Annotated in this window: 20 protein-coding genes; 4 read left to right on the forward strand and 16 right to left on the reverse strand. The window is 64.8% G+C overall.

Going from position 1 to position 23956, the window contains the following annotated elements; genetic code table 11:
* Nucleotides 1-10 precede the first annotated feature (10 nt).
* Nucleotides 11-3643: a hydantoinase B/oxoprolinase family protein gene (locus HWY30_RS27475; protein WP_090811129.1), complete on the forward strand. Its 3633-nt coding sequence runs from the start codon at nucleotides 11-13 to the stop codon at nucleotides 3641-3643.
* Nucleotides 3644-3789: 146 nt separating this feature from the next.
* On the opposite strand, the gene HWY30_RS27480 is transcribed toward HWY30_RS27475, so the two are convergent.
* The 5 genes from HWY30_RS27480 to HWY30_RS27500 form a co-directional block, all read right to left on the reverse strand.
* A complete protein-coding gene (locus HWY30_RS27480) occupies nucleotides 3790-4125 on the reverse strand; it encodes a helix-turn-helix domain-containing protein (protein WP_409259726.1) in 336 nt (111 codons plus the stop codon).
* An 80-nt stretch (nucleotides 4126-4205) separates the two neighbouring features.
* Complete coding sequence (locus tag HWY30_RS27485) at nucleotides 4206-6161, reverse strand: ABC transporter ATP-binding protein (RefSeq protein WP_176078955.1); 1956 nt, start codon at nucleotides 6159-6161, stop codon at nucleotides 4206-4208.
* The gene (locus tag HWY30_RS27490; RefSeq protein ID WP_090811125.1) at nucleotides 6161-7153 is read right to left on the reverse strand and encodes an ABC transporter permease; all 993 of its coding nucleotides are present in this window, start codon (nucleotides 7151-7153) and stop codon (nucleotides 6161-6163) included. Before HWY30_RS27490 ends, HWY30_RS27485 begins: the two co-directional genes overlap by 1 nt.
* Entirely contained in the window at nucleotides 7150-8103 is a 954-nt protein-coding gene (locus tag HWY30_RS27495; RefSeq protein WP_090811123.1) for an ABC transporter permease, read from the reverse strand. The genes HWY30_RS27490 and HWY30_RS27495 overlap by 4 nt, the downstream gene beginning before the upstream one ends.
* A gap of 132 nt (nucleotides 8104-8235) precedes the next feature.
* Nucleotides 8236-9816 (reverse strand): ABC transporter substrate-binding protein, encoded by a 1581-nt coding sequence (locus tag HWY30_RS27500; RefSeq protein WP_090811121.1) that lies wholly within the window; start codon nucleotides 9814-9816, stop codon nucleotides 8236-8238.
* A 316-nt stretch (nucleotides 9817-10132) separates the two neighbouring features.
* On the opposite strand from HWY30_RS27500, the gene HWY30_RS27505 reads away from it, so the two are divergent.
* The 3 genes from HWY30_RS27505 to HWY30_RS27515 all read left to right on the forward strand — a co-directional run bounded on the left by HWY30_RS27505 (nucleotide 10133) and on the right by HWY30_RS27515 (nucleotide 13276).
* Nucleotides 10133-11023, forward strand: a complete 891-nt coding sequence (locus tag HWY30_RS27505; protein WP_090811119.1) for a GNAT family N-acetyltransferase — start codon at nucleotides 10133-10135, stop codon at nucleotides 11021-11023.
* Nucleotides 11024-11283: 260 nt separating this feature from the next.
* Entirely contained in the window at nucleotides 11284-12684 is a 1401-nt protein-coding gene (locus HWY30_RS27510) for an aspartate aminotransferase family protein (RefSeq protein ID WP_090811117.1), read from the forward strand.
* Nucleotides 12685-12772: 88 nt separating this feature from the next.
* A complete protein-coding gene (locus HWY30_RS27515; protein ID WP_090811115.1) occupies nucleotides 12773-13276 on the forward strand; it encodes an Lrp/AsnC family transcriptional regulator in 504 nt (167 codons plus the stop codon).
* A 93-nt stretch (nucleotides 13277-13369) separates the two neighbouring features.
* On the opposite strand, the gene HWY30_RS27520 is transcribed toward HWY30_RS27515, so the two are convergent.
* The 11 genes from HWY30_RS27520 to HWY30_RS27570 form a co-directional block, all read right to left on the reverse strand.
* Entirely contained in the window at nucleotides 13370-13771 is a 402-nt protein-coding gene (locus HWY30_RS27520; protein ID WP_090811113.1) for a helix-turn-helix domain-containing protein, read from the reverse strand.
* An 11-nt stretch (nucleotides 13772-13782) separates the two neighbouring features.
* Nucleotides 13783-14955, reverse strand: coding sequence for an NAD(P)/FAD-dependent oxidoreductase (locus tag HWY30_RS27525; protein WP_090811111.1), 1173 nt, complete (start codon nucleotides 14953-14955; stop codon nucleotides 13783-13785).
* The gene (locus HWY30_RS27530) at nucleotides 14952-16328 is read right to left on the reverse strand and encodes an FAD/NAD(P)-dependent oxidoreductase (protein ID WP_090811108.1); all 1377 of its coding nucleotides are present in this window, start codon (nucleotides 16326-16328) and stop codon (nucleotides 14952-14954) included. Before HWY30_RS27530 ends, HWY30_RS27525 begins: the two co-directional genes overlap by 4 nt.
* Nucleotides 16307-16618 carry a (2Fe-2S)-binding protein gene (locus tag HWY30_RS27535; RefSeq protein ID WP_090811106.1) on the reverse strand — a complete coding sequence of 104 codons (312 nt, stop codon included), beginning with the start codon at nucleotides 16616-16618 and terminating at the stop codon, nucleotides 16307-16309. Before HWY30_RS27535 ends, HWY30_RS27530 begins: the two co-directional genes overlap by 22 nt.
* A complete protein-coding gene (locus HWY30_RS27540; protein ID WP_090811881.1) occupies nucleotides 16615-17391 on the reverse strand; it encodes an amino acid ABC transporter ATP-binding protein in 777 nt (258 codons plus the stop codon). The genes HWY30_RS27535 and HWY30_RS27540 overlap by 4 nt, the downstream gene beginning before the upstream one ends.
* 18 nt (nucleotides 17392-17409) lie before the next feature.
* Nucleotides 17410-18066, reverse strand: a complete 657-nt coding sequence (locus HWY30_RS27545; protein ID WP_018422365.1) for an amino acid ABC transporter permease — start codon at nucleotides 18064-18066, stop codon at nucleotides 17410-17412.
* Between the two features lie 114 nt (nucleotides 18067-18180).
* Complete coding sequence (locus HWY30_RS27550) at nucleotides 18181-18984, reverse strand: ABC transporter substrate-binding protein (RefSeq protein WP_090811104.1); 804 nt, start codon at nucleotides 18982-18984, stop codon at nucleotides 18181-18183.
* A 77-nt stretch (nucleotides 18985-19061) separates the two neighbouring features.
* Complete coding sequence (locus HWY30_RS27555) at nucleotides 19062-20339, reverse strand: NAD(P)/FAD-dependent oxidoreductase (protein ID WP_090811102.1); 1278 nt, start codon at nucleotides 20337-20339, stop codon at nucleotides 19062-19064.
* 81 nt (nucleotides 20340-20420) lie between these two features.
* Nucleotides 20421-21089 (reverse strand): haloacid dehalogenase type II, encoded by a 669-nt coding sequence (locus HWY30_RS27560; RefSeq protein WP_090811879.1) that lies wholly within the window; start codon nucleotides 21087-21089, stop codon nucleotides 20421-20423.
* Nucleotides 21090-21195: 106 nt separating this feature from the next.
* The gene (locus HWY30_RS27565; protein ID WP_090811878.1) at nucleotides 21196-22689 is read right to left on the reverse strand and encodes an aldehyde dehydrogenase family protein; all 1494 of its coding nucleotides are present in this window, start codon (nucleotides 22687-22689) and stop codon (nucleotides 21196-21198) included.
* Between the two features lie 459 nt (nucleotides 22690-23148).
* Nucleotides 23149-23763: a cupin domain-containing protein gene (locus HWY30_RS27570; protein ID WP_090811100.1), complete on the reverse strand. Its 615-nt coding sequence runs from the start codon at nucleotides 23761-23763 to the stop codon at nucleotides 23149-23151.
* Nucleotides 23764-23956 lie beyond the last annotated feature (193 nt).

The following is a 23956-nucleotide window of genomic DNA, read 5'->3' on the forward strand; positions in this document are numbered from 1 at the left end:
CCACGACACCATGAAGCACGATCACGCCTCCGATGTTTGCACGCCGTCCCGCTGGCAGTTCTGGATCGACCGCGGCGGCACGTTCACCGATATCGTCGCGCGCCGCCCGGATGGCACGCTCACCACGCACAAGCTGCTTTCCGAACACCCGGAGCAGTATCGCGATGCGGCTGTCGCCGGGATTCGCCATGTGCTTGGCCTGCGAGCCGGAGAACCCATTACGTCGCGCGACGTCGAGATGGTCAAAATGGGCACGACGGTCGCGACCAACGCGCTGCTCGAACGCAAGGGCGAGCCGGTAGCGCTCGTCACCACGCGAGGCTTGCGCGATGTGTTGCGGATCGCGTATCAGAACCGCCCCCGCCTGTTCGATCTCGACATCGCGTTGCCGGAAGCGCTCTATGAGAGCGTGGTGGAAATCGACGAACGCATGAGCGCGCAAGGCGAAGTGGTCGCGACGCTCGATCACGCGGCAGCGGAGCGCGCACTGCGCGAGGTCTACCACAAGGGCATCCGCGCACTCGCAATCGTGCTGATCCACGGTTATCGCCACACGTCGCATGAAAGCGAGCTTGCGGATCTGGCGCGCCGAATCGGCTTCACGCAGATCTCGGTTTCCCACGAAGTCTCGCCGCTGATGAAGATGGTCTCGCGCGGCGATACGACCGTGGTGGATGCCTATCTGTCGCCCATCCTGCGCCGATATGTGGACCAGGTCGCCAGCGAAATGCCGGGCGTGAACCTGCAGTTCATGCAAAGCAGCGGCGGACTGACACGCGCCGATGTATTTCAGGGCAAAGATGCGATTCTCTCCGGCCCGGCGGGCGGTATCGTCGGCATGGTGCGCGCGGCACAGGCAGCGGGCTTCGAGCGCGTGATCGGCTTCGACATGGGCGGCACGTCGACGGACGTCTCGCACTTCAACGGCGAGTTCGAGCGCGTATTCGAAACGCAGGTGGCAGGCGTGCGGATGCGCGCGCCGATGATGAGCATCCATACCGTGGCGGCAGGTGGCGGCTCGGTGCTCGGCTTCGACGGCGCCCGGCTGCGTGTCGGCCCCGACTCGGCGGGCGCCAATCCGGGTCCGGCGGCGTACCGGCGCGGCGGCCCGCTCGCGGTCACCGACTGCAACGTGATGCTCGGCAAGATTCAGCCCGACTATTTCCCGCGCGTCTTCGGTCCGAACGCGAACGAGTCGCTCGATCGCGAGGTCGTCGCTGAACGCTTTCGGGCACTCGCCGATGAAATCTTCGCGGCTACGGGTCAGCGTCGCACACCAGAAGAGCTCGCTGAAGGTTTCCTGGAGATCGCCATTGGCAGCATGGCTAACGCGATCAAGAAAATTTCAGTGCAACGCGGCCACGACGTCTCGCAGTATGTGCTGACGACTTTCGGCGGCGCGGGCGGCCAGCATGCGTGCGGTGTGGCCGACGCGCTCGGCATGACGCGGGTGTTCGCGCATCCGCTTGCCGGTGTGCTCTCCGCTTACGGCATGGGCCTCGCGGATCAGACGGCGATGCGCGAGCGAGCGCTCGAAATCTCGCTCGACGACTCATCGCTTGCGACGCTGGAAGCCGCGCTCGATGCGCTCGCGGCCGATGCAACCGGCGCACTGCTCGAACAGGGCGTGGACGCCGCGCGTATCACGACTGAGCGACGTGTCCATCTGCGCTATCAGGGCACCGATTCATCGCTCGCAGTGCCAGCGGGCAGCGTCGATGCGATGCGCGCCGCTTTCGAAGCTGCGTATCGTCAACGCTATGCGTTCCTGATGGCAGATACGCCGCTCATCGCGGAACTCGCTTGCGTCGAAGCGATCGGCCATGCCGACGCGCCAGTCGATGCCGGCAGCCTGCCGCAGCGCGCGGCAGGCGACGCGCCCCATGCGCAGTCGGTTGTGCGCATGTATTCGAGCGGTAGCTGGCACGACGCATCGCTCTACCAGCGCGAAACGCTGTGCGCAGGCGACACGCTCGACGGCCCGGCGATCATCGCCGAAAAGAACGGCACGACCGTGGTCGAGCCGGGATGGCAGGCGGTGCTGACCGTTCAAGGCAACGTGGTGATGACCCGCGTGCAACCGCTGCCCACACGCCGCTCGATCGGCACCGAGGCCGACCCCGTGCGCCTCGAAATATTCAACAATCTGTTCATGTCGATTGCCGAGCAGATGGGATTGCGTCTGCAAAACACGGCGTATTCGGTGAACATCAAGGAGCGCCTCGACTTCTCGTGCGCGATCTTCGATGCCGCGGGCAATCTGATTGCGAACGCGCCGCACATGCCCGTGCATCTGGGATCGATGGGCGAGAGCATCAAGACCGTCATCGAGCGAAATCGCGGCGCGATGCGCGACGGCGATGTGTTCATGCTCAACGACCCGTATCACGGCGGCACACATTTGCCCGACGTGACCGTCATCACGCCCGTGTTCGCGGACGGTTCGGCCGAGCCGCTCTTCTACGTCGGCTCGCGCGGCCACCATGCGGATATCGGCGGAATCACACCCGGTTCGATGCCAGCCGCTTCGTCGCATATCGAAGAAGAAGGCGTATTGGTCGATAACTGGCAGCTTGTTTCAGCGGGCGTGCTGCGCGACGCCGAAACACGCGCGCTGCTCGCATCGGGCCGCTATCCGGCACGCAACGTCGCACAGAACATGGCCGATCTGCGCGCGCAGATCGCCGCGAACCAGAAGGGCGTGGACGAGCTGCGCCGCATGGTCGCGCAATTCGGCCGCGACGTGGTGCTCGCCTTCATGCAGCACGTGCAGGACAATGCCGAAGAAGCGGTGCGCCGCGTGATCGGCGCCCTCAAGGACGGCGCGTACCGTTACGAACTCGATAACGGCGCGGTGATCGACGTCGCGATTCGCGTCGATGCTGCGACGCGCAGTGCGACCGTGGACTTCAGCGGAACGTCCGTGCAACTGCCGAACAACTTCAACGCGCCGAAGGCGGTCTGCATGGCAGCCGTGCTGTACGTGTTCCGCACGCTCGTCGGCGACGACATCCCGCTCAACGCGGGTTGCCTGAAGCCCCTCTCGGTGATCGTCCCGGACCGCTCGATGCTCAATCCGGTTTATCCGGCAGCGGTGGTCTCGGGCAACGTGGAGACATCGTCCGCGATTACGAATGCGCTCTATGGCGCGCTGGGCATCGTCGCGTCCAGTCAGGGCACGATGAACAACTTCACGTTCGGCGACGCGCGCTACCAGTACTACGAGACGATCGCAGGCGGCAGCGGCGCGGGCGATGGCTTCTGCGGCGTCGACGCGGTACAGACGCACATGACCAACTCGCGCCTGACCGATCCCGAAGTGCTCGAATGGCGCTATCCCGTGCGGCTCGAGTCGCACCTGATCCGCGCGGAGTCGGGCGGCGCGGGACGCTGGCGCGGCGGTAACGGCGCGATCCGGCGCATCCGCTTTCTCGCGCCGATGACCGCGTCGATTCTCTCGAACAACCGCATTCACGCGCCTTTCGGCGCGGCAGGTGGACGCGCGGGAAGGCGGGGCAGCAATCGCGTCGAGCGCGCGGACGGCGAGATCGTCGCATTGGGCCATATCGCCAGCGTCGAGATGGCCGCGGGCGACGTGTTCGTGGTGGAAACGCCGGGTGGCGGGGGTTTCGGGGAAGCGTAATGCTTCATGGACTGCGGATGTTCAATGGCGGACAGCGGCGTCGGCTCCCCGATGCCGAGCAGGTTGCCCACGCTATCCCGGAACCAGGCAGCTCTTTCGCCTACCCCACTGCAACGCGTCCAGCTCATCTCCATCGGCCCCTCGCTTCATCTGAATGCGCTGCCCGATTCTGGCGAAGCAACGAAATGCCCCGGCGTCACGCCGACCGCGCGCCGAAAGTGTCGGCCAAGATGACTTTGATCGAAAAATCCGACTTCGGCAGCGACCTCACAGGGCGGGACGCCGTCACGCAATAGCCGTTTAGCGTGCTGAATTCGCACCAGACACACATAGCGATGAGGCGAAATACCCACCTCTTTGCGAAACAGGGTGGCGAAGCGCGAAACACTCAACCCGGCGGTGCCGGCGAGCGTCGCGAGGCTGACGGGCTGCGCGAACGAACTCTCGATAAAAGCCACGGCCCGCCTGATCGCGCGCGACATCGCCACGGTCCTGTCGCCTGCGCAGTCGTAGAAGACTCCGGTCATGTTCTATCCCCTCGCGCTACGTTTTCCTAGCGGCATCAGACCCGCACCGTGCCAGACTGCGCGAGCACGCTCGCCGCAGCAGCAGCGTCGGGGGGCCCGCTCTGGTATCGCTCCAGTTCCGCTTCGCTGCGATGGCACAGCACCTGCGCGCCGCTCGCGAGCGTGCGCACGCTCGGCGACGTGCGATTGCAGACACCGTCGATGCGCATCGGGCATCGCGCGAGAAATGTGCAAAGCTCCGGCTCATGAGTCGACTCACCGATCGGCGGCAACGTCTGATGACAACGCTCGCCCGCTTCTTCGAGCCAGCCGGCGCGAAGCTCCGGCGCCGACGACACGAGCAGATGCGAATACGGGTGATACGGCGGCGCCGACAACGCGTCGCGGTTGCCCGTCTCGACGCGGTGCCCAGCGTACAGCACGACGATGTCGTCGCTGATCGCACGCACCTTGGCGATGTCGTGCGTGATGAACAGATATGACACGCCGAGCTTCTTTTGCAGATCGCGCAGCAGCTCGAGAATGGCAGCGCCGACCACCGTATCGAGCGCGGACGTGACTTCGTCGCACAGGATCAACTTGGGTTCGGCGGCCAGCGCCCGCGCGAGATTCACGCGCTGTTTCTGCCCGCCCGACAGCTCTCCGGTGCGCCGCTGCGCCAGCTCGACAGGCAGGCGCACCAGGCCGAGCAGTTCGGCGACGCGGCGCCGCGCGGCCTCGCCCTTCATGCCGTGATAGAACTTCAGCGGACGCGCCAGCGTGCGCTCGACGGTGTGCGTCGGATTCAGCGCGGTGTCGGCGTTCTGGAACACGATCTGGATACAGCGAAACTGTTCGCGGCTGCGGCGGCTGAGGTTGGCGGCGAGCGGCTCACCGTCGAGCAGCAGATTGCCGCGCGCCATCGGCACGAGCCCGGCGATCACCTTCGCGAGCGTCGTCTTGCCCGAACCGGATTCGCCGATCACGCCTACCGTCTGACCACGATCGATCACGAGGTCCACGTCGCGCAGAATGACCTTGTGCGGCCAGCCCTTCGCGTCGGTGCGGCCGTAGCCGGCCGTCAGACCGCGCAGTTCGAGCAGCGGCGTGTTCGGCTGGGCTGCGTCCGGAGCCGCCGAGATGGAGGCAGCCGGGGCCACGGGCGTCACGGCAGCAATCAGGCTCTGCGTGTACGGGTGCGCCGGTGCATGCAGAATCTGTTCAGTGCGGCCCGTTTCGCGGATTTCACCATTGCTTAGCACGACGATGCGATCCGCCATCTGCGCGACCACCGCCAGATCGTGCGATACGTAGACGGCCGTCATTCCGCATTGGCGGATCACGCTGCGAAACGCTTGCAGCACGTCGATCTGCGTGGTGACGTCGAGCGCCGTGGTCGGTTCATCGAGGATCACGAGTTCGGGGTCGGTGATCAGCGCCATCGCCGCCATCAGCCGCTGCAACTGGCCGCCCGACACCTGGTGCGGGTAGCGCCGGCCGATCGTCTCCGGCTCCGGCAGCGCGAGCGCGCGGAACAGTTCGACTGCTTTGGACCGCGCGGCGCGCTTGCTGAGCGTGCCGTGAATCAGCGCGCTTTCGATCACCTGGTCCATGAGCGGGCGCGCCGGGTTGAACGCCGCGGCCGCGCTTTGCGCGATGTAGGCAACCTTGCGGCCACGCAATCCCGCGAGCGCTTTCGGCGAGAGCCCGAGCACGTCGGTGTCGCCCACCCGGATCGCGCCGCCCGCGATGCGGCAGCCGCTGCGTGCATGGCCCATCAGCGACAGTGCAATCGTGGTTTTGCCCGAGCCCGACTCGCCGATCAATGCGAGCACCTCGCCGCGCGCAATCTCGAAGTCGATGTCATGCACGATCGTCGTATCCGGCTCGCCGGGCCGGCTTCCCACCACGCGCAGGCCTCGTACCTCGACCAGATTCGACGGGGGTAGCGGCGCGGTCCTCGAGATGGTCTCAAAGGCCGCGTGAGCACGTCTGAAAAAAGGTGCCTTCATCAGTGGCCTCCATCGGCATCAGGCATGCCCTTGCGGCGGCCATGATGCGGCAGTCCGTCGATCAGCAGGTTCACGCCGACCGTGAGGATCGCGATTGCGATCGCGGGCAGGATCACGACCGGCACGCCTTCACCGAGGCCGGCGATGTTCTCGCGTACCAGCGAACCGAGATCGGCATACGGCGGCTGCACGCCGAGACCGAGAAAGCTCAGGCTGCTCAATAGCAGCACGACGAAAGTGAAGCGCAGTCCGGTGTCGGCGAGTATCGGATGAATCATGTTCGGCAGCATCTCGAAGCACGCGATGTAGAGCGCGCTTTCGCCGCGCGCCCGCGCGACCTGCACGTATTCGAGCGTGCCGATATTGACCGCCAGCGAGCGGGCGATCCGGTACGAGCCCGGCATGTAGCTGATCGCCGCGGTCACGATCAGCAACGGCAGTGACGAGCCGAACGCGGCGACGATCATCAGCGCGAACATCTTCGACGGGATCGACGTCACCGCATCGAGCAGCCGGCTCATGGTTTCGTCGATACGGCGGCCGGCTACGGCCGCCAGCAGTCCCAGCATGGTCCCCGTGAGCGCCGCGAGCAGCGCCGCCGCCAGCGCGAGCACGACCGTCAGGCGCATCCCGTAGATGATGCGGGTCAACATGTCGCGACCCAGGTAGTCGGAGCCGAACGGCAGCTTCGCGCTGAAGCCCGCGAATACGTCAGGCGTGAGGATCGCGCCGATCGAATGCGGCGCGAGCCACGGTGCGAACGCCGCGACGAACAACGCGCAACTGACCATCGCCAGGCCGATCCAGCCGCCGGTCGACAGGTTCATGCGTTGCGCGAGGCTGCGGCGGCGCACCGGTCGAGGCGCCGGGCCTCCGCCGCCGCCCCAGGACCGCGCGGGATCGGCGCCCTCCGGCATCATGCTGCTGCGTTGCACCGGTTCGAGCGCACCGAGCCGGTGAGGCGCATCGGAAGAAGGTCGAAGAATCGTCATGTCCGCAGCCTCGGGTTCGAGATGATGGCGCACAGGTCGGCTAGCAGCACGAGCAGCAGATAGCCGAGGCAGAACAGCAGCGTGCAGGCCTGTACGAGCGGGAAGTCGCGGTTGCTGACCGCGTCGACCATCAGGCTGGCGAGGCCCGGGTAGTTGAAGATGGTCTCGACGACGATCACGCCGCCAAGCAGATAAGACAGGCTCAGCGCGATTGCATTGGCGATCGGGCCGATCGCATTCGGCAGTGCGTGGCGCAGTACGATGCGGGCGGGGCTCGCGCCCTTGAGCATCGCCATTTCCACATACGAAGAACTGAGTTGCTCGATCACCGCGGCGCGTGTCATGCGGGCCATCTGCGCGATCACGACCGCGCACAGCGTGACGACCGGCATCGCATACGCGCGCAGAAAGTCGTGCAGGCTCTCGATCTCACCGCTGTACGACAGCGCCGACAGCCAGTGCAGCTTGACGGCCAGCACCAGCACCGCCAGCGTCGCGATCAGGAACTCGGGCGTGGCGACCAGCGACAGCGTACCGAGGCTCACGATCCGATCGATCAGCGAGTCGCGCTTGACTGCCGCAAGAATGCCCGCCGACACCGCGATCGGCACCGACACCCCGGTGGTGATCGCCGCGAGGGTCAGCGACTTCGGCAGGCGCCCTTCGATCATCTCGGACACCGGCAGATTGCTCGACAGCGACACGCCAAAGTTCGCGTGCAGCAGACCGACGAGCCAATGGAAGTACCGCAGGTATGCCGGCTGGTCGAGGCCGAACTGCAGCCGCAGCGCCGCGACCGTATCCGCCGTCGCCGACTGGCCGAGTGCGGCCTGCGCGGCATCGCCCGGCAACAGGTTGGTGATCACGAAGATGATGATCGAGACAATCAGCAGCGTCAGCGCAGTGACGGCGACGCGCCGGCCGATCAACTGGGCGATATTCCCGTTCATGGGCATGAGCTCCTCGGTTAGGCTGCGCGACACGGCGAGTCATACATGAGCCGTGCCGCTCGGGCGCGCTGCGGCTGCCTGCCGCGAGCGGCGCGGCGGGGGCCACCCGCCGCGTCCGGGCGCTTCAGCGGGTCACGCGTTCCACCACACGTACTCGGCGAAGTTGAAGCCCATCATCGCGCCGGTAGGCACGGGCTGGAGCCCTTGCAAGTGCTTGTCGTTCGCGTCGAGCAGGCTCAGGAAGGTCGGGATGCCAATGCCGCCCTGCTCCGATACCAGCACCTGCATGTCGCCGTACATCTGCTTGCGTTTCGCATCGTCGGTTTCCGAGCGGGCCGCGGCCAGCAACTGGTCAAACTTCGGGTTGTTCCAGCCCGACTCGTTCCACGGGGCGTCCGACTTGAAGAACTGCGTGAACAGCACATCGGCGCTCGAGCGCGGATTGACGTTGCCGAACCCGAGCGGATGCTTCATCCAGTGCGTCGACCAGTAACCATCCGCCGGCACGCGGTTGATCTCCAGGTTCACGCCGATCTTCGCGGCGGACTGCTGCAGCAGCACACCCATCTCGATCGAGCCGTTCGCATCGGTCGTCGCATAGATCGGCGGCAGCGTCGTACCGATTGCTCCGGCTTTCTGGAAGTGGAACTTCGCCTTGTCCGGGTCGTGGGGACGCTGCGGCAGCGACGCATTGAAGTAGCGGTGTCCGGGCGGAATCGGCTGATCGTTGCCGATCACCGCATAACCGCGAAACACCGCCGAGCGGATCTGCTCACGGTCGAACAGATACTTCATACCCTGCACGAAATCGGGGTTGCCCGTCAGCGGGTTGTCGCGGCGCATGATCAGATCGGTATAGAGACCCGACTTGGTCTCGCGCACCTCGTAGCCCGGCGTCGCGGCAATGCGCTGCGTCGCGCGCGGATCGACGGAATTGATCAGGTGAACATCGCCGGACAGCAGCGCATTCACCCGTGCCGAGTTATCGCCGATACCGATCAGCTCGATCTGGTCGAGGTAAGGGCCGCCGCCGGTCTTCCAGAAACTGTCGTTGCGGATGCCGACGGTCGAAACGCCGGGCTTGAACGTCTTCAGCTTGTACGGGCCGGTGCCGACGGCCGTCGTGAAGTCCGTCGTGCCGTCCTTGATGATCACGAATTGCGGCGTGGCAAGAATCACCGGCAGGTCCGCGTTGGCGGAAACGAGCGTCAGCGTGACTTCGTTGGGACCGGTCTGCTTCGCCTCCACGAACTGATCGGCCAGCGTCTTCACCTTCGACGCCGTTGCCGGATTCTTGTGACGCATCAGCGAGTAGACGACATCGGCGGGCGCGAGTGGCTTGCCGTCGTGGAACGTGACGCCTTTGCGCAGTTTGATCACCCACACTTTCGCGTCGCTGGTGTCGATCGATTCGGCGAGATTCATCCTCGGCGTCAGCGACGAATCGAGCTGCGTCAGGCTGCTATAGAACATGAAGAAGCGGATGTAATCGGAGCCTGCCGAACCCTTGGCCGGGTCGAGCGTATCCGCGGTCGAGGATGCGTCGTAGGCCACCCGGATCTTGCCGCCTTTCTTCGGCGTGGGTGCCGCGAATGCCGGGCGAGCCCCCGCCAGCAGACCTCCCGCGCCGGTGGCAAGGATGCCGCCGGCGGCCAGCAAACGCATCATGTCACGGCGGCTGAAGCCGCCCGTTTTGATTGGGTCGTCGTACATGCAACTGCTCCTCACTCGGGATTGAACGCGGGGTATCCAGCATTGGTGTTCGACGGCGCTCCGCGTGCTGGTCGCGGCGCGGTGGCATTGCATGAATCGATTTAAGCACTGCAAAAAATGGCGTTGATCGCGTATCGGTGGACTCGACCATTCGAAAACATGGTTTTGAGTGGTCAAAACAGCATGATTTGCCGCTCCTGGCGTTGACCCTGATGTTCTGGACAGGACGCCCCCCCCACGATGAGAAGTTCGTACTAGTCAATCACCGGGCAACGTGCAACAGTCGCGGCACGGCCGACTATTCACGGAGCGCCCCGTGTCCGATCCAACGCCTCACGCACGTTTCACCTACAGACGCCTGACAGCCGACGACATCCCTGCCGCTCAACGCCTGTCCGCCGCGATTGGCTGGCCGCATCGCCGTGAAGATTGGCGGTTCTCGGCGCGCACCGGGATCGGCTTCATCGCCGAGACGGCGGGCGCGCTGGTCGGCACCGTGGTCTGCTGGAAGTTCGGCGCGGATCAGGCGACGCTGGGCATGCTGATCGTCGCGCCGGAGCATCGCGGCGTGGGTATCGGCCGCACGTTGTTCGCGCACGCGCTCGACGAGCTTGGCAAGCGTGACATCACGCTCTATGCGACCGAGGCTGGCCAGCCGTTGTGCGACGCGCTCGGCTTCGAGCGCTGCGGCGCGCTCGACCAGATGCAGGGTGCGGCGTTCCGGCCGCCGCTCGTTGCGCTGCCCGCCAACGAGCGGCTGCGCCCGCTCGGGACGAGCGACGCGCAGCAACTCGTCGCGCTCGAATCACGCGCTAGCGGCCTCGATCGCAGCCACGTACTGCCGCCGCTGCTCGATCTGGCCGACGGTATCGCGCTCGATCGCGACGGCGAACTGCTCGGCTTCTCGCTGTTCCGCCGCTTCGGACGCGGCTTCGTGATCGGCCCCGTCGTCGCCAGCGCGTTTCCCGACGCCGTGCGGGCCAAGGCGCTGATCAGCCATTGGCTCGCGCTGAACGAAGGCGCGCTGGTGCGCATCGACGTGCCGCACGGGCACGGCCTGCGCGAGTGGCTAACCGGCCTCGGTCTCGCACGCTCGGAGACGGTCGTGAAGATGCGCCGGCTTGCATCCGCGCCAGCCGATGGCGAGTCGAGCCGCGCCGACCCGGGGCTGCATCAGTATGCGGTGATCGCGCAGTCGCTCACCTGAGCCAGCTGAAGCCACGCTGAACCTGAACCCGCTGCACCGCGGCGCCTCTCTCTTCCACACGCAAACACGCTCGCTCATGCACGGCAGCGTTGGGGTTCGCCCTGCTATTAAGCACACGCAGCAGAAAATGCTGTCTGCAGGGTGAAAAACGCTGCGTCGACGCTCTTTAGGCTTTTTTTTGGCTGAACGGCACGCATACGGCTGTCGCTACTATCGAGGGGTGACTCTTACCTGATCGCCACGTGCGGGGAACCACCATCATGTCAAACTCATCGCTGATCGACGCCGACCGCAAGCACCTGATTCACCCGGTCATCAACTATCGCGCGCACGAAGCGCGCGGCACCACCGTACTCGAATCCGGCCAGGGCGCGTATCTGCGCGATATCGACGGCAACGAACTGCTCGACGCATTTGCGGGCCTGTGGTGCGTGAACGTGGGTTACGGCCAGCAGAGCATCGTCGAAGCGGCGACGCGCCAGATGACGAAGCTGCCCTACGCGACCACCTACTTCCACTTCTCGTCGGAACCCGCGATCGAACTGGCCGAAAAACTGGTGTCGCTTGCGCCCGCTTCGCTGCAGCACGTCTATTTCACGCTCGGCGGCTCCGATGCGATCGACTCCGCGATACGCTTCATCACGCATTACTTCAATGCAACGGGGCGCCCGGCGAAAAAGCAGATGATCGCGCTCGAACGTGGCTATCACGGATCGTCGTCGGTCGGCGCGGGGCTCACTGCGCTGCCCGCGTTCCACCGCAACTTCGACCTGCCGCTGCCGCACCAGCTCCATCTGCCGTCGCCGTATGCGTACCGTCAGCCGCAAGGCAGTGACGCGCAAGCGCTGATCGCCGCATCCGTCGCCGCGCTCGAAGCGAAAGTCGCGTCACTCGGGGCGGAGAACGTCGCCGCGTTCTTCTGCGAGCCGATCCAGGGTTCGGGCGGCGTGATCGTGCCGCCGGTCGGCTGGTTAAAGGCGATGCGCGACGCGTGCCGCCGCCTCGACATCCTGTTCGTCGCCGACGAGGTCATCACGGGCTTCGGTCGTACCGGCCCGCTCTTCGCGTGCGAGGCCGAACAGGTCGAGCCGGATCTGATGACGGTGGCGAAGGGGCTGACCTCCGGTTATGCGCCGATGGGCGCGGTGCTGATGTCCGACGAAATCTACCAGGGCATTGCAGGCGATGCGCGCGATACCGCGGTCGTCGGTCACGGTCAGACCTACTCCGCGCATCCGGTGAGCGCCGCCATCGGGCTCGAAGTACTGCGGCTCTATCAGGAGGGCGGTCTGCTCGCGAACGGCATCGCGCAGGCACCGCGCTTTGCCGCCGGGCTCGACGCGCTGCTCGCTCATCCGCTGGTGGGCGACTCGCGTCATCGCGGGCTGCTCGGCGCGCTGGAACTGGTCGCGGACAAGAACTCGCGGGCACGCTTCGATCCGTCGCTGAAGCTGCCGGACCGGATCACGGCCGCAGCCTACCGCAACCGCCTCGTGTTCCGCGCATTCGGCGACAGCATTCTCGGTTTCGCGCCCGCGCTGTGCTTCGGCGAGGCCGAGTTCGAACAACTGTTCGGCCGTCTGCGGCGCACGCTCGACGACGTGCTCGAGCAGGCGGAGGTGCGTGCCGCATTGCGCGGCGCGAGCCGCGCGGCCGCCTGAGCGCGTGATAACATCGGCCTGCGCGTTGCTTGACCAAGGCGAAGCGCAACGAAGCGAAAAGCAGAACCTTCGACGGGCAGACCGATACATGACGACAAGCGGCGACACGAAGCTGGACCGGATCGACCTGCGTATTCTTTCGCAACTCCAGAAGAAAGGCCGTATCACGAACGTCGAGCTTGCGGACGCCGTGGGGCTCTCGCCGAGCCCCTGTCTGATTCGCGTGAAAAGGCTTGAAAAGGCCGGCTATATCGTCGGCTACGGCGCACATATCCAACTGCAGAAACTCGGTGACGTGCAGATCGTGTTCACCGAGGTCACGCTCGCCGACCATCGTCGCGAAGACTTCGCCAAGTTCGAGGCGGCGATCCGTCCTGTGGACGAGATCATTGAATGCCATCTGGCGAGCGGCGGCTACGATTACCTGCTGAAGTTCGTCACGCGCAGCGTCAATCATTATCAGAGCGTGATCGAAGGGCTGCTGGAGCGCGACATCGGCATCGAGAAGTATTTCAGCTACGTCATCATCAAGACGCCATTCGTGAAATCCGAATACCCGCTGGAAACGCTCTTCTCGCAGCAGCATCAATGAAGCGGTGATGGTTTCGGCTACGCGCAGCCGGCCCGATCGGGTCGAATGCGTTCGAGGCCACCGGCGCGACGCCGGTGGCCTGTCGACTTGCAGTCAACCATTCGCGCTCAGCCATTCCCCCGGCGTTCTGCCAAGCACACGTTTGAAGTGCCGGCATAGATGGCTTTGATCGAAGAAGCCCACCTCGGTCGCCACGATCGACGGCGGCAAGCCTCGTCGCAACAGGCACTGTGCATGCCGTACGCGCACTAGCCGCACATATTGCTGCGGCGACACGCCAATCTCCGCGCTGAAGCGCACCGCAAACCTCGAAATGCTCAACTGCGCGACGGCCGCCAGTTCGGACAGGCTGATTGGCTCGGCGAAACAGGCATCGATGAAGTCGAGCGCACGCTGCACGGCGCGGCTCACGCGATTCGGCGCGCGCGTCGGATGACGGCTCGCGCCCGCAAGCTCAGGCGCGGATGATGATGAGGTTGGGCTCAGGCTCAGCATCGACGCTCCGCTCACGCAACGCGCGACGTGGGCGGCACTGTCGGTGCCGTCTCCCGACTGGCCGCGAAGCGGCGGATGTCGAACGGCTCGAGCGGCGTGCTGGTGGCGCCGGTGTCGATCAGTTCGGCCATCGTGTCGCCTACGCCCGGACCAAGCTGAAAACCGTGGCCGCAAAAACCGAACGCATAGAACAGGCCGCTGGTCGTCCCGCTTGCGCCCATGATCGGCTTGTCATCGGGCATATAGCCCTCCACGCCGCTCCACACCCGGATGATGCTCAGCTTGCGCAGCATCGGCGCGACCCGCTGCAGCTGTCTGAACTGCAGCAACGTGCTTGACGGGAGAACCTTCGCGCGGCGTTCGTCGAGATACGCAGGCGCACGCGCGCAGCCGCCGATCACGATATTGCCGCGCGCGACCTGGCGGAAATACACCACCTCTTCGATCTGCGGCGACGACACGCCGACCACCGGCTGGATCGCATACGGCACGGGTTCGGTAACGGCCATCTGTGGACCGTTGACGGCGATCGGCACCGCTTCGCCGAATTGCTCCGACAGCAGGTTGCCCCACGCACCCGCCGTGATCAGCAGCACGGGCGCATGAAACGTGCGGCCGTCGGCGCTCGTGGCGCGAAACTCGGCGCCCTCTTTTTCCACCGTCACGACATCGCAGTTTTCGACGATCCGCGCACCGAGCCGAGCCGCGGCGCGGGCGAACGCGGGCGCCGCGAGGCGCGGATTCGCGTGCCCGTCCATCTGCGAATAGGATCCCGCCAGCACCTCCGCACCGAGAAACGGAAACCGCGCGCGCAGCGCGTCGCCGCGCAACAGGTCGAGCTTGAGACCGTAGTGCGCGGCCTCCTTCGCATAGGTTTCGAACTGGTCGGCCTGCTCTTCGCGATAACAGACGCGGACATGGCCCGACATCAGAAACTCGGCGTCGTGCTGGATCAATTCCGGCAGACGCCCCCAGATTTCGCGCGAACGGTTCGCCAGCGGCAACTGCGGCAGAAACCGCCCTTGACGGCGCACGTTACCGAAGTTGGTGCCGCTCGCCTGCTGCCCGACGAGCTGGCGCTCGAGCAGGATCACCGAGCGGCCCCGCTGCCTCAGAAAAAATGCGGCGGACGCACCCATGAACCCGCCGCCCACGATCAGAACATCGGCTTGTGCACGGTTCACTCGGTATCCTCCACGGTTGCAATGGCCAGCGGCTTTACCGGCGCCTGTCCACGAAGTCTGCCAACCTGCTCGAGCGGCACGTTCGCCGCCGCCGCGATCACCTCCGCACCCGCATGGCCGCAGTAACGTCCCTGACAGCGCCCCATACCGACACGGCTAAAGGCCTTGGCACGGTTCGCTTCCTGCGCGCCTTCATCGCGCACCACGCGGCGCAGTTCGCCCGCGGTGATGCCTTCGCACCGGCAAACGATCGTATCGTCGGACAGACGCGCCGCCTGCGCGGCAGGCCACGCAAACGCCTCTGCCAGACCCAGCCGGAAGCGATCCATTTTGCGCTGTTCACGCGTCAACGCGTCGAGCGTGGTCGCCGCAACGGGCCGCCCGAGATCGCTCAGCGCAGCGTGGGCCGCGAGCTGTCCGGCGACCTCGGCGCCGTCCGCGCCGAGCACGCGCGCGCCATCGCCCGCGATATAGACGCCCTTTTCGCTACTGCGACCGAGTTCGTCGATTTGCGGCACCCATTGCCGCGTGATCGCGTCGAACCGGAACGCACAGCGCGCGAGATCGGCAAGCTGGGTTTCCGGCCGCAGGTGATAGCCGAGACCGACCGCGTCGCATTCGACCTGCGCGACGTTGCCGCGCGCATCGCGAAAGCGTACGCCAAGCACGCCGTCGCCCGCAGTGCCGAGAATTTCGAGCGGCTCGATGCCGTTTTCCACCCGCACGCCTGAGCGCTTCAACGCGCTCACGAGCGCGCGGCCCTTGCGCAATACGTCGACGCGCGCCAGCAATTTGGGCAGCGCGCGCAAGCGCGCACCGGTCTTCGACGTGTCGAGTACTGCCGCTACCCTGGCGCCCGCCTGCACATACTGGTTCGCGACCAGATACAGCAATGGGCCGGTACCCATGAAAACGACCTGACGACCAATCGCGCAGGCCTGCGACTTCAGCGCGATCTGCGCGGCACCGAGGCTGTAGGTACCGGCGAACTGCCAGCCTTTGACCGGCATCAACCGGTCGGTCGCGCCGGGGCACAGGATCAGCGCGTCGTAGCGCAACACGCTCGCGTGTCCTTCATGCACGATATGCAGCTTGCCTTGCGCGACGTTCCACGCCAGCGTCTGCGGACGGTAATCGATCTGCGGGCGCAGTCGCTCGAAAGTTCGATGGAGGTTCTCCGCGCGCGCGGCTTCCGTGCCGTACAGCTTCGAATACGGCCGCGTGAAGCCATCGGGCTGACGCCGGTAGATCTGGCCGCCATCGCGCCTGCCTTCGTCGACGACGATCGGGCGGATGCCGGCCGCCAGCAGCGTTTGCGCGCAGCGCACCCCTGCAGGCCCTGCGCCGACGATTACGATGCGAGGTTCGACCATTGCGCCTCCGGTTGCGTCGTGACGACGCGCATGCCTGCTTCGACCACCGTGGTGCAGGCGCGCAGCCGCTCGCCGTCCGCGGTCCATACCCAGCAGTCCTGACACGCGCCCATCAGGCAAAAGCCCGCGCGTTGTTCCGCGCCGAACTCGGACTGCCGCACATGCCGCACCGAGCACAGCATCGCAGTGAGCAGCGTGTCGCCGGCCAGCGCTTCGACCGGCGCGCCGTTGATCGTCAGTTCGACTTTGGCGCGAACCGTCTCGCCTACGCGTACGAATCTGCCGTTCATGCCGCGGCTCCTGCCATACCGTCGGGCGCGACGTGAGCGTCGCTGCGATTGGTCAGCACGTGGCGCAGGAACTCGCGGGTGCGCGCCTCGCGCGGCGAGCCCAGCACCTGCTGCGCCGTGCCCTCCTCGATGATGAGTCCCGCGTGCAGAAAACACACCCGGTCTGCCACCTCACGCGCAAAGCCCATTTCGTGGGTGACCACCAGCATCGTCATGCCTTCCCGTGCGAGGGTGCGCATCACGCCGAGCACTTCGCCGACCAGTTCTGGATCGAGCGCCGAGGTCGGCTCGTCGAACAGGATCACCTTCGGCTTCATCGCGAGCGAGCGCGCAATCGCCACCCGTTGCTGCTGCCCGCCCGAAAGCTGATGAGGATAGGCGTGCAGCTTGTGGCCGAGCCCCACCTTGTCGAGCAGTTCAGACGCTTCGCGTTGCGCGTCCGCGCGCGCGAGGCGCTTGACATGCACCGGCCCTTCCATCACGTTCTCGAGCGCCGTACGGTGCGGGAACAGGTTGAAGCGCTGAAACACCATGCCGACCTGGGTGCGCAACTGGTTGATGTTACGCGCGCGCTGTTCGACGCGCTCGCCGAGCAGACGAATTTCGCCTTCGTCGTATGACTCCAGCGCGTTAATGCAGCGCAGCAGGGTTGACTTTCCCGAGCCCGACGCACCGATCAGGCAGACCACTTCGCCCTGGCGGACGTTGAGCGAAATGCCCTTGAGAACGGGTACGGTGCCAAAGCTCTTGTGCACATTCGTGATTTCGATCATCGCATCCTCACTTCGCACTTATCTCGCCCTGTGCCGACCGAAACGTCGTTCAAGCGTGCGGGTCATGCTCATCAGCGGCAAGCTCATCGCGAGATAGCCGAGCGCGACGAGCGTATATACCGTCAGATTCTGAAACGTCGACGACGCGATCAGTTGGCCTTCGCGCGTCATTTCGGCGACCGTGATGGTCGACGCGAGCGATGAATCCTTCAGCATCATCACGAGCGTGTTGCTGTACGGCGGCAGCGCGACCTTGATCGCCTGCGGCAGGATCACCCGTATCATCGTCTTCACGCGGCCCATGCCGATCGACTGCGCGGCTTCGTACTGGCCTGGATCGACTGCCTCGATACCCGCCCGGAAAATTTCCGCGACGTAAGTCGAGTAACCGAAACCAAGCCCAATGATGCTGGCTTGCAGCGCCGACACCTGGATGTGGATTTCCGGCAGCACGAAGTAGATGTAGAACAGCAGCACGATCATCGGCAGGCCGCGCACGACGTTGATCATCGTGCTCACACCGCGTACGACGAGGGGATAGCGCGACATCTTCAGCAATGCCCAGGTCAGGCCGAGCACGGTGCTCAACACCAGACAACCCAGCGTGATGACGATGCTCATCACCGCGCCTTGCAGCAAAATCGGTACAAAGTCGGCTATATCTTGCCAGTGCATGTCGTGCCTTCCATTGCTCTTCGTATTCGTTCAGTCCGCCGCGCCGCTGCGCGACGGACCTGGCAGGACAAGTCCCGCGTCGCCGCGGGCACGGCTCTTTTCACGCGAAGCCAATCAGCTCACCAAGTGCCACTTTTTGAGGATCGCGTCGAGCGTGCCGTCGGCCTTCATCTTCGTCAGCGCGTCGTTGATCTTCGCCATCAGCGCGCTGTTGCCTTTCTTCACCGCGATCGCGATGTCGAACTTTTCCATCGGCACATACGCGTCGTCTACCCGCGTCCCCGCCATCGCGCCCGCTGCTTCCTGGGCCTTCAGGATCGGATAGTCGTTGAAGCCCGCGACGATGCGGCCAAGCGCGACATCGCGCGTCATGTCGGCGGGGCTGTCGTACATCTTCACTTCGGTGAAGATGCCGAGTTTCTTCAACTGATCGCCGTAGTCGGTACCGGTCGGCGCCCCGACCGTCATGCCCTTCAGGTCCTGCACCGAGTGATAGACCGCCTTGTTCGTGTCCTTCACGATGATGCCTTCGCCAAACGCCGTCACCGGCTGCGAGAAATCGACCACTTCGGCGCGCTTCGGCGTCGGCGTCATGCCGGCAACGATGATGTCGATCTTGCCCGATACCACCGACTGGATCAGCGCCGAGAACGGCACCGCGTCGTACGACACGTTAAAGTTTTCGCGCTTGCCGATCTCCTTGACGACATCCGGCATCAGGCCTTCTATCTGCTGCGTCTTCACGTTCATGAACGTGGTCGGCGCGCTCGACGGCGGCGAGCCGGCGGTGAGCGTCGCCGTTTCGGCAGCGTGGGCGGCGCCGAACATCATCGTCATCGCGAGGCCCGCGCCGGCGGCAAAGCGCTGCACAGTGTTGAAGCGGACGGCGGCTGCAGGCTGGAACATGAAACGCAACATGGGGATTTCCTCTGGGAATAGTGATTTTCAATCTACGCGCTGCCCGACCATCTAACGGTAGCGATCAGTCGATCCATTCAATGCAGTACATCCTGCAACCTGTAATACGCGCCGACGAGCGGCAGAAACCACGCGCGTCCAAAATGTCCTGGAATCGCGGGCCATTCGAGCGATCGCCACGGATTGCGCGAGGCGGCGCCGAACATCACGTCGGCCATCAGACGACCCATGTGCACGGACATCTGCACACCGTGGCCGCTGTAGCCCATTGAATAGAACAGTCCTTCATGCTGGCCTGCGCGCGGCAGCCGGTCGGCCGTCATGTCGACGAGGCCGCCCCAGCAATAATCGATGCGCACGTCGGCCAGTTGCGGGAAATAGCACGCGAGCCCATCGCGCAGAATCCGCCCGCTTTTCTCGTCCGAACGCGGATTCGACATCGCGAAGCGCGCGCGGCCGCCGAACAGCAGACGCTCGTCCGGCGTGGCACGAAAATAGTTGCCGATGTTCAGCGTCGTCACATACGAGCGGCGCGTCGGCAACACCGCATCGAGGCGCGCCTTGCCCAGCGGCTCGGTTGCGACGATGAAGCTGCCGACGGGCGCGATGCGGCGCCGGAACCATTGCAGCGGACCGACCTGCGACGCACCGGTGGCAATCAGCACGCGCTCGGCGCGTACCGTCCCGAGCGGACACTGCACGTCGAACGCGTTGCCGCCGAGCGGCTTGAGGTTCGTCACCGGCGTGTTCTCGTAGATCTGCGCCCCACGCCGTGCGGCTGCCGTGCCGAGACCCACGCCGAATTTGCCCATGTGCATCTGCATGCCGTTGTGTTGCACGAGGCCGCCGAAAAAGCTGTCCGACCCGATCTCGTTGCGAATCTGCTCGGGCGGCACGAGTTCGACATCGGAATCGACTTCGCGCCGCAACACCTCGTACGACTTCGCGAGCGACGCGAAATGCTGCGGTTTCGCGGCGAGTTTGATCTTCCCGGAGTGGCGCAGATCGCAATCGATCTGCTCCTCCCCGATGATCGTTTTCACCGTTTCGACGGCGCCGGCATACGCACGGTAGAACTCCGACGCGCGTTCGCTGCCGATGCGCGCGGACAACGCCGCGTAGTCCTGCGCGACGCCCGTATTGCAGTGGCCGCCGTTACGGCCCGATGCCTGCGCCGCGAGTCGGCCCGCCTCGAACACGATCACCGACATGCCACGTTTGGCCAGCTCCAACGCAGCCGACAGCCCGGTGAAGCCGCCGCCGACCACCGCAACGTCGACCCGCTGCGGTAGCGGACCCTGGGCGCCGCCGGTAAAGCGTGGCGCAGTGTCGAGCCAGTAGGAGTCGAGCTTCATCGTGATGCGTTCCTGTCGGTTGGTTGCGCCGCTTTCAGCGGCGCGCGGGAAGCGATGTCGTGAGAAGGCCGGACGTGCGAATCAGAGGCCGAGCAGCGATGCCAGTTGCGGGATGCCCGACACTTCGTTGACGCCGTAATACGGGTTCAGCGGCTCGTGACCGCGGTTGACGAACGCCTTGTGTTTGATGCCCATGTCGTACGCGGTCATCAGGTCATAGCGGAAGCTCGACGACACATGCAGCACGTCTTCCGGATTGCAGTCCAGTTGCGAGAACATGTACTCGAAGGCTTTCTGCAGCGGCTTGTACGCCTGTGCCTGCTGGGCGGTGTAGACCTTGTGGAACGGCGCGCCGAGCTTGTCGACGTTGCTGTGGATCTGGTCGTTCGACGCATTCGACAGGATCACGAGCTTGTACTTCGAGGCCAGTCGCGACAGCCCTTCCGGCACGTCCGCGTGCGGGCCCCAGCTCGGCACAGCCTCGTAGATCTTCAGCGCGGTCGCTTCGTCGAACGGCACGCCGGTGCGTTCGCAGGTGCGGCGCACCGAGTTCACGACCACGTCGCGATAGGGCTTCCATGCGCCCAGCACTTCGTCGAGGCGGTAGCCACGGAAGAACTCGACAAACTCATCCATCTTCGCCTTGTCCAGCTTGTCGCCGTAAAGCTCGCGCGCGGTCTGGCCCATCTGGAAGTTGGTCAGCGTGCCATAGCAGTCGAAAGTGATGTACTTCGGCTCGAAATCGATCATGGTCAACATCCTGTCGTCGTGGCGAACCTGGTTGCAGGCTCGGGGTTCAGTTTCGGGTTGAATCAGTGCGGTTGATGCTTGCGTATATCAGGTGTAAAGCCGTGTTTCACAGCGTTTCGAAATCGATCAGCACACTCTTGTGCCGCATGCTCGCCACCATCGCTTCGCGGCCGAGATCCTTGCCGATACCGGACTGGCCGAAGCCGCCCGTCGGAATGATCATGTCGCCGCTGCGGCCGTAACGGTTGATCCAGATGGTGCCCGCGGCGATGCGGCGCATCGCCCGCAGCGCCTGACCGATGTCGCTGCTATGGACCCCCGCCGCGAGACCGTAGATCGGATGCGCGGCGAGCGCGATGCCCTCTTCCTCGTCGGCGAATGTCTGTACCGTCAGCACCGGGCCGAATAGTTCCTCGCGCACGGCGGGCGTCTCTGAAGTCACATTGGCGAGCAGCGTCGGGCGATGGAAATAGCCTGCGTCGGTGCCTTCGAAAAAGCCGCCGCCAAAGATCACTTCCGCGCCGCTCTCACGGCTCTGCCCGATCAGCGCTTCGATGCGTCGCGCCTGGGCGCCACTGATGATCGGCGAATAAGCGGTGCGGCTGTCCCACAGCGGGCCGGGCTCGATCGGCTGCAGTTGCCGTTGAATGGCGGCGATCAGCGGCTCGGCAATGCGCTCGTGCACGATCAGCCGCGTGCCGGCCACGCAGGCCTGGCCGCCGTTGGCCGTAAAGCCGCGGGCGACACAGCGCGCCGTATGCTCGAGGTCCCTCACATGTTCGAACACCAGTTGCGGGCTCTTGCCGCCGAGTTCCAGCGTGACGGGCTTGGTGCCGTGCATCGCGGCGTCGCTCATGATCGCGGCGCCCGTGCGGGTCGAACCGGTGAAGCTCATCTTCGAGATGCCTGGGTGACGCGTCAGCGCGGCGCCCGCCGTCGCTCCACGGCCATTCACCACGTTGAAGATGCCCGGAGGAATGCCGGCTTCGATGGCGAGTTCCGCGAGACGCAGCGTCGAGAACGGCGTCATTTCCGACGGTTTCATCACGACCGCGTTGCCCGCCGCGAGCGCGGGACCGCACTTCCATGAACACATCGACAGCGGAAAATTCCACGGTGTAATCGCACCGATCACACCGTACGGCTCCGATGCAACAAAACCGAGACTGTCGCGGCGCGTGGCCGCGATATCGCCACCGAGCTTGTCGGCCAGCTCCGCGAAGAAGCGGATCGCCTCCGCGGTGAACGGCACATCTGATGTATAGCTTTCCGTCACCGGACGCGTCGAGCTGACCGTTTCGAGTTGGGCGAGGCTCACCGCATCGCGATCGATCAGATCGGCCCAGCGGCTCAGCACCTTCGCGCGCTCGCGCGGAGAGCGGGTGCCCCAGCCGCTCGTCTTCCATGCCGCTAGCGCATTGCTGACCGCGTGATCGACGGTGGCATCCGACGCGTCCGGCACATGGCCAAGCAGCGCGCCGTCCGACGGCCGGTGAACGGCGATCTGCGCTTCGCCCGCCGAATAGTACGCACCGCCAATGAAATGCCCCTGCGGCAACGGCACGGCTGAAGGATCGAAATCGAGTGACGGAGTGGACATGTCCGGCCTGATCAGTAGGTTCAAGTGTGTGGTGCCGCGTGCGCATACGCACTGATGACTGCGGCACCACTCGGCACTGCTGTTCGCCATCGCGACCGCCGAATGAACGAACATCGGATGAAGTTCATTTTAATGAACACGAAATGAAATACTAGTGGTCAAAAATAAACTGTGTGAAAAGTTCGTTGTGCGCTGCAATACATTGCCTGCCTCGGAGAGCCCACCGCCGCACTGGTGGGCACGGGCCGCAAGCCCGCACGGCTGGGGCGCGCACGAGCGAGGCGACGCGACACGCCCGTTCCGTCGTGCAACGCAAAACCGAAAAGTGAATGAGAGAAAGGCGTTGACGTCAGCCGCCGTCCGTGCGAACCGGACGCGCCGCGTCAGAGCGAGCGAGGAAAAGAGAGGGAAGACAGCGCCGCTTGCCACACGACATGCGGCTCCGGTACAACAAACAGATCAAAGATGAATGACGGGCGGCTGCGTGTTCATGATCCACAGCAAACGAGCAGTCTTCCTGCTTTCGTTACGCACGCTATGCGGCACCGTGCTCTTGAACTGGAAGCTGTCTCCCGCGCGCAGTTCGGAGCGCCGGTCGCCGACATTCAGCACGACCGTGCCTTCCAGCACCAGGCCCGCCTTCTCGCCGATGCCCACCAGCACCTCTTCGGAACCGGAGCCGGCCGGCAGCATGATGATCATCATCTGCAAATCGTGATCGCCATGCGGCGACAGCAATTCTTTCTGCATGCCGTTCTTGCCGACTTCGAACAGCGGCCGCTCGGCCGCCTTGCGCACGAAATCGCCGGTGATCGGGTCCGAGACCGCGTCGTCTTCTTCGAGCAGCGCGGTCAGCGGAACCTCCAACGCCAGGCGCAGGCGCTCGAGAATACGCACCGACGGATTGGCCTTGTTGCGCTCGACCTGACTGACGGTGCCGACCGACACGCCCGCGCGCATCGCCAGTTCGTTGATCGACAGACCCTGCGCGACGCGCAGCGCGCGCAGACGAGCGCCGACGTCGCCGGGACCGGGGTCGGCCGTGCGCTTCTTGCTGAGCTCGGTTCGCTGCATGTGTCTCCCGTTGATGACGCTGCGGCCGGCTGCCCATGTGCCGCCGGTGCGGTTGTTGTGCTGGGCGCGCACGGTCGCATCCGATGAGGCGCCAGCCGCTTCGTTACAATGAACGCCCGTTCAATTTTTCAGCATTATATTGAATATAGCACCCGCGCGGTGAACGCCAAAAATACCTGTGCAATTGCGTTGC

Source organism: Paraburkholderia tuberum STM678 (assembly GCF_902833905.1).
GTDB classification, from domain to species: domain Bacteria; phylum Pseudomonadota; class Gammaproteobacteria; order Burkholderiales; family Burkholderiaceae; genus Paraburkholderia; species Paraburkholderia tuberum.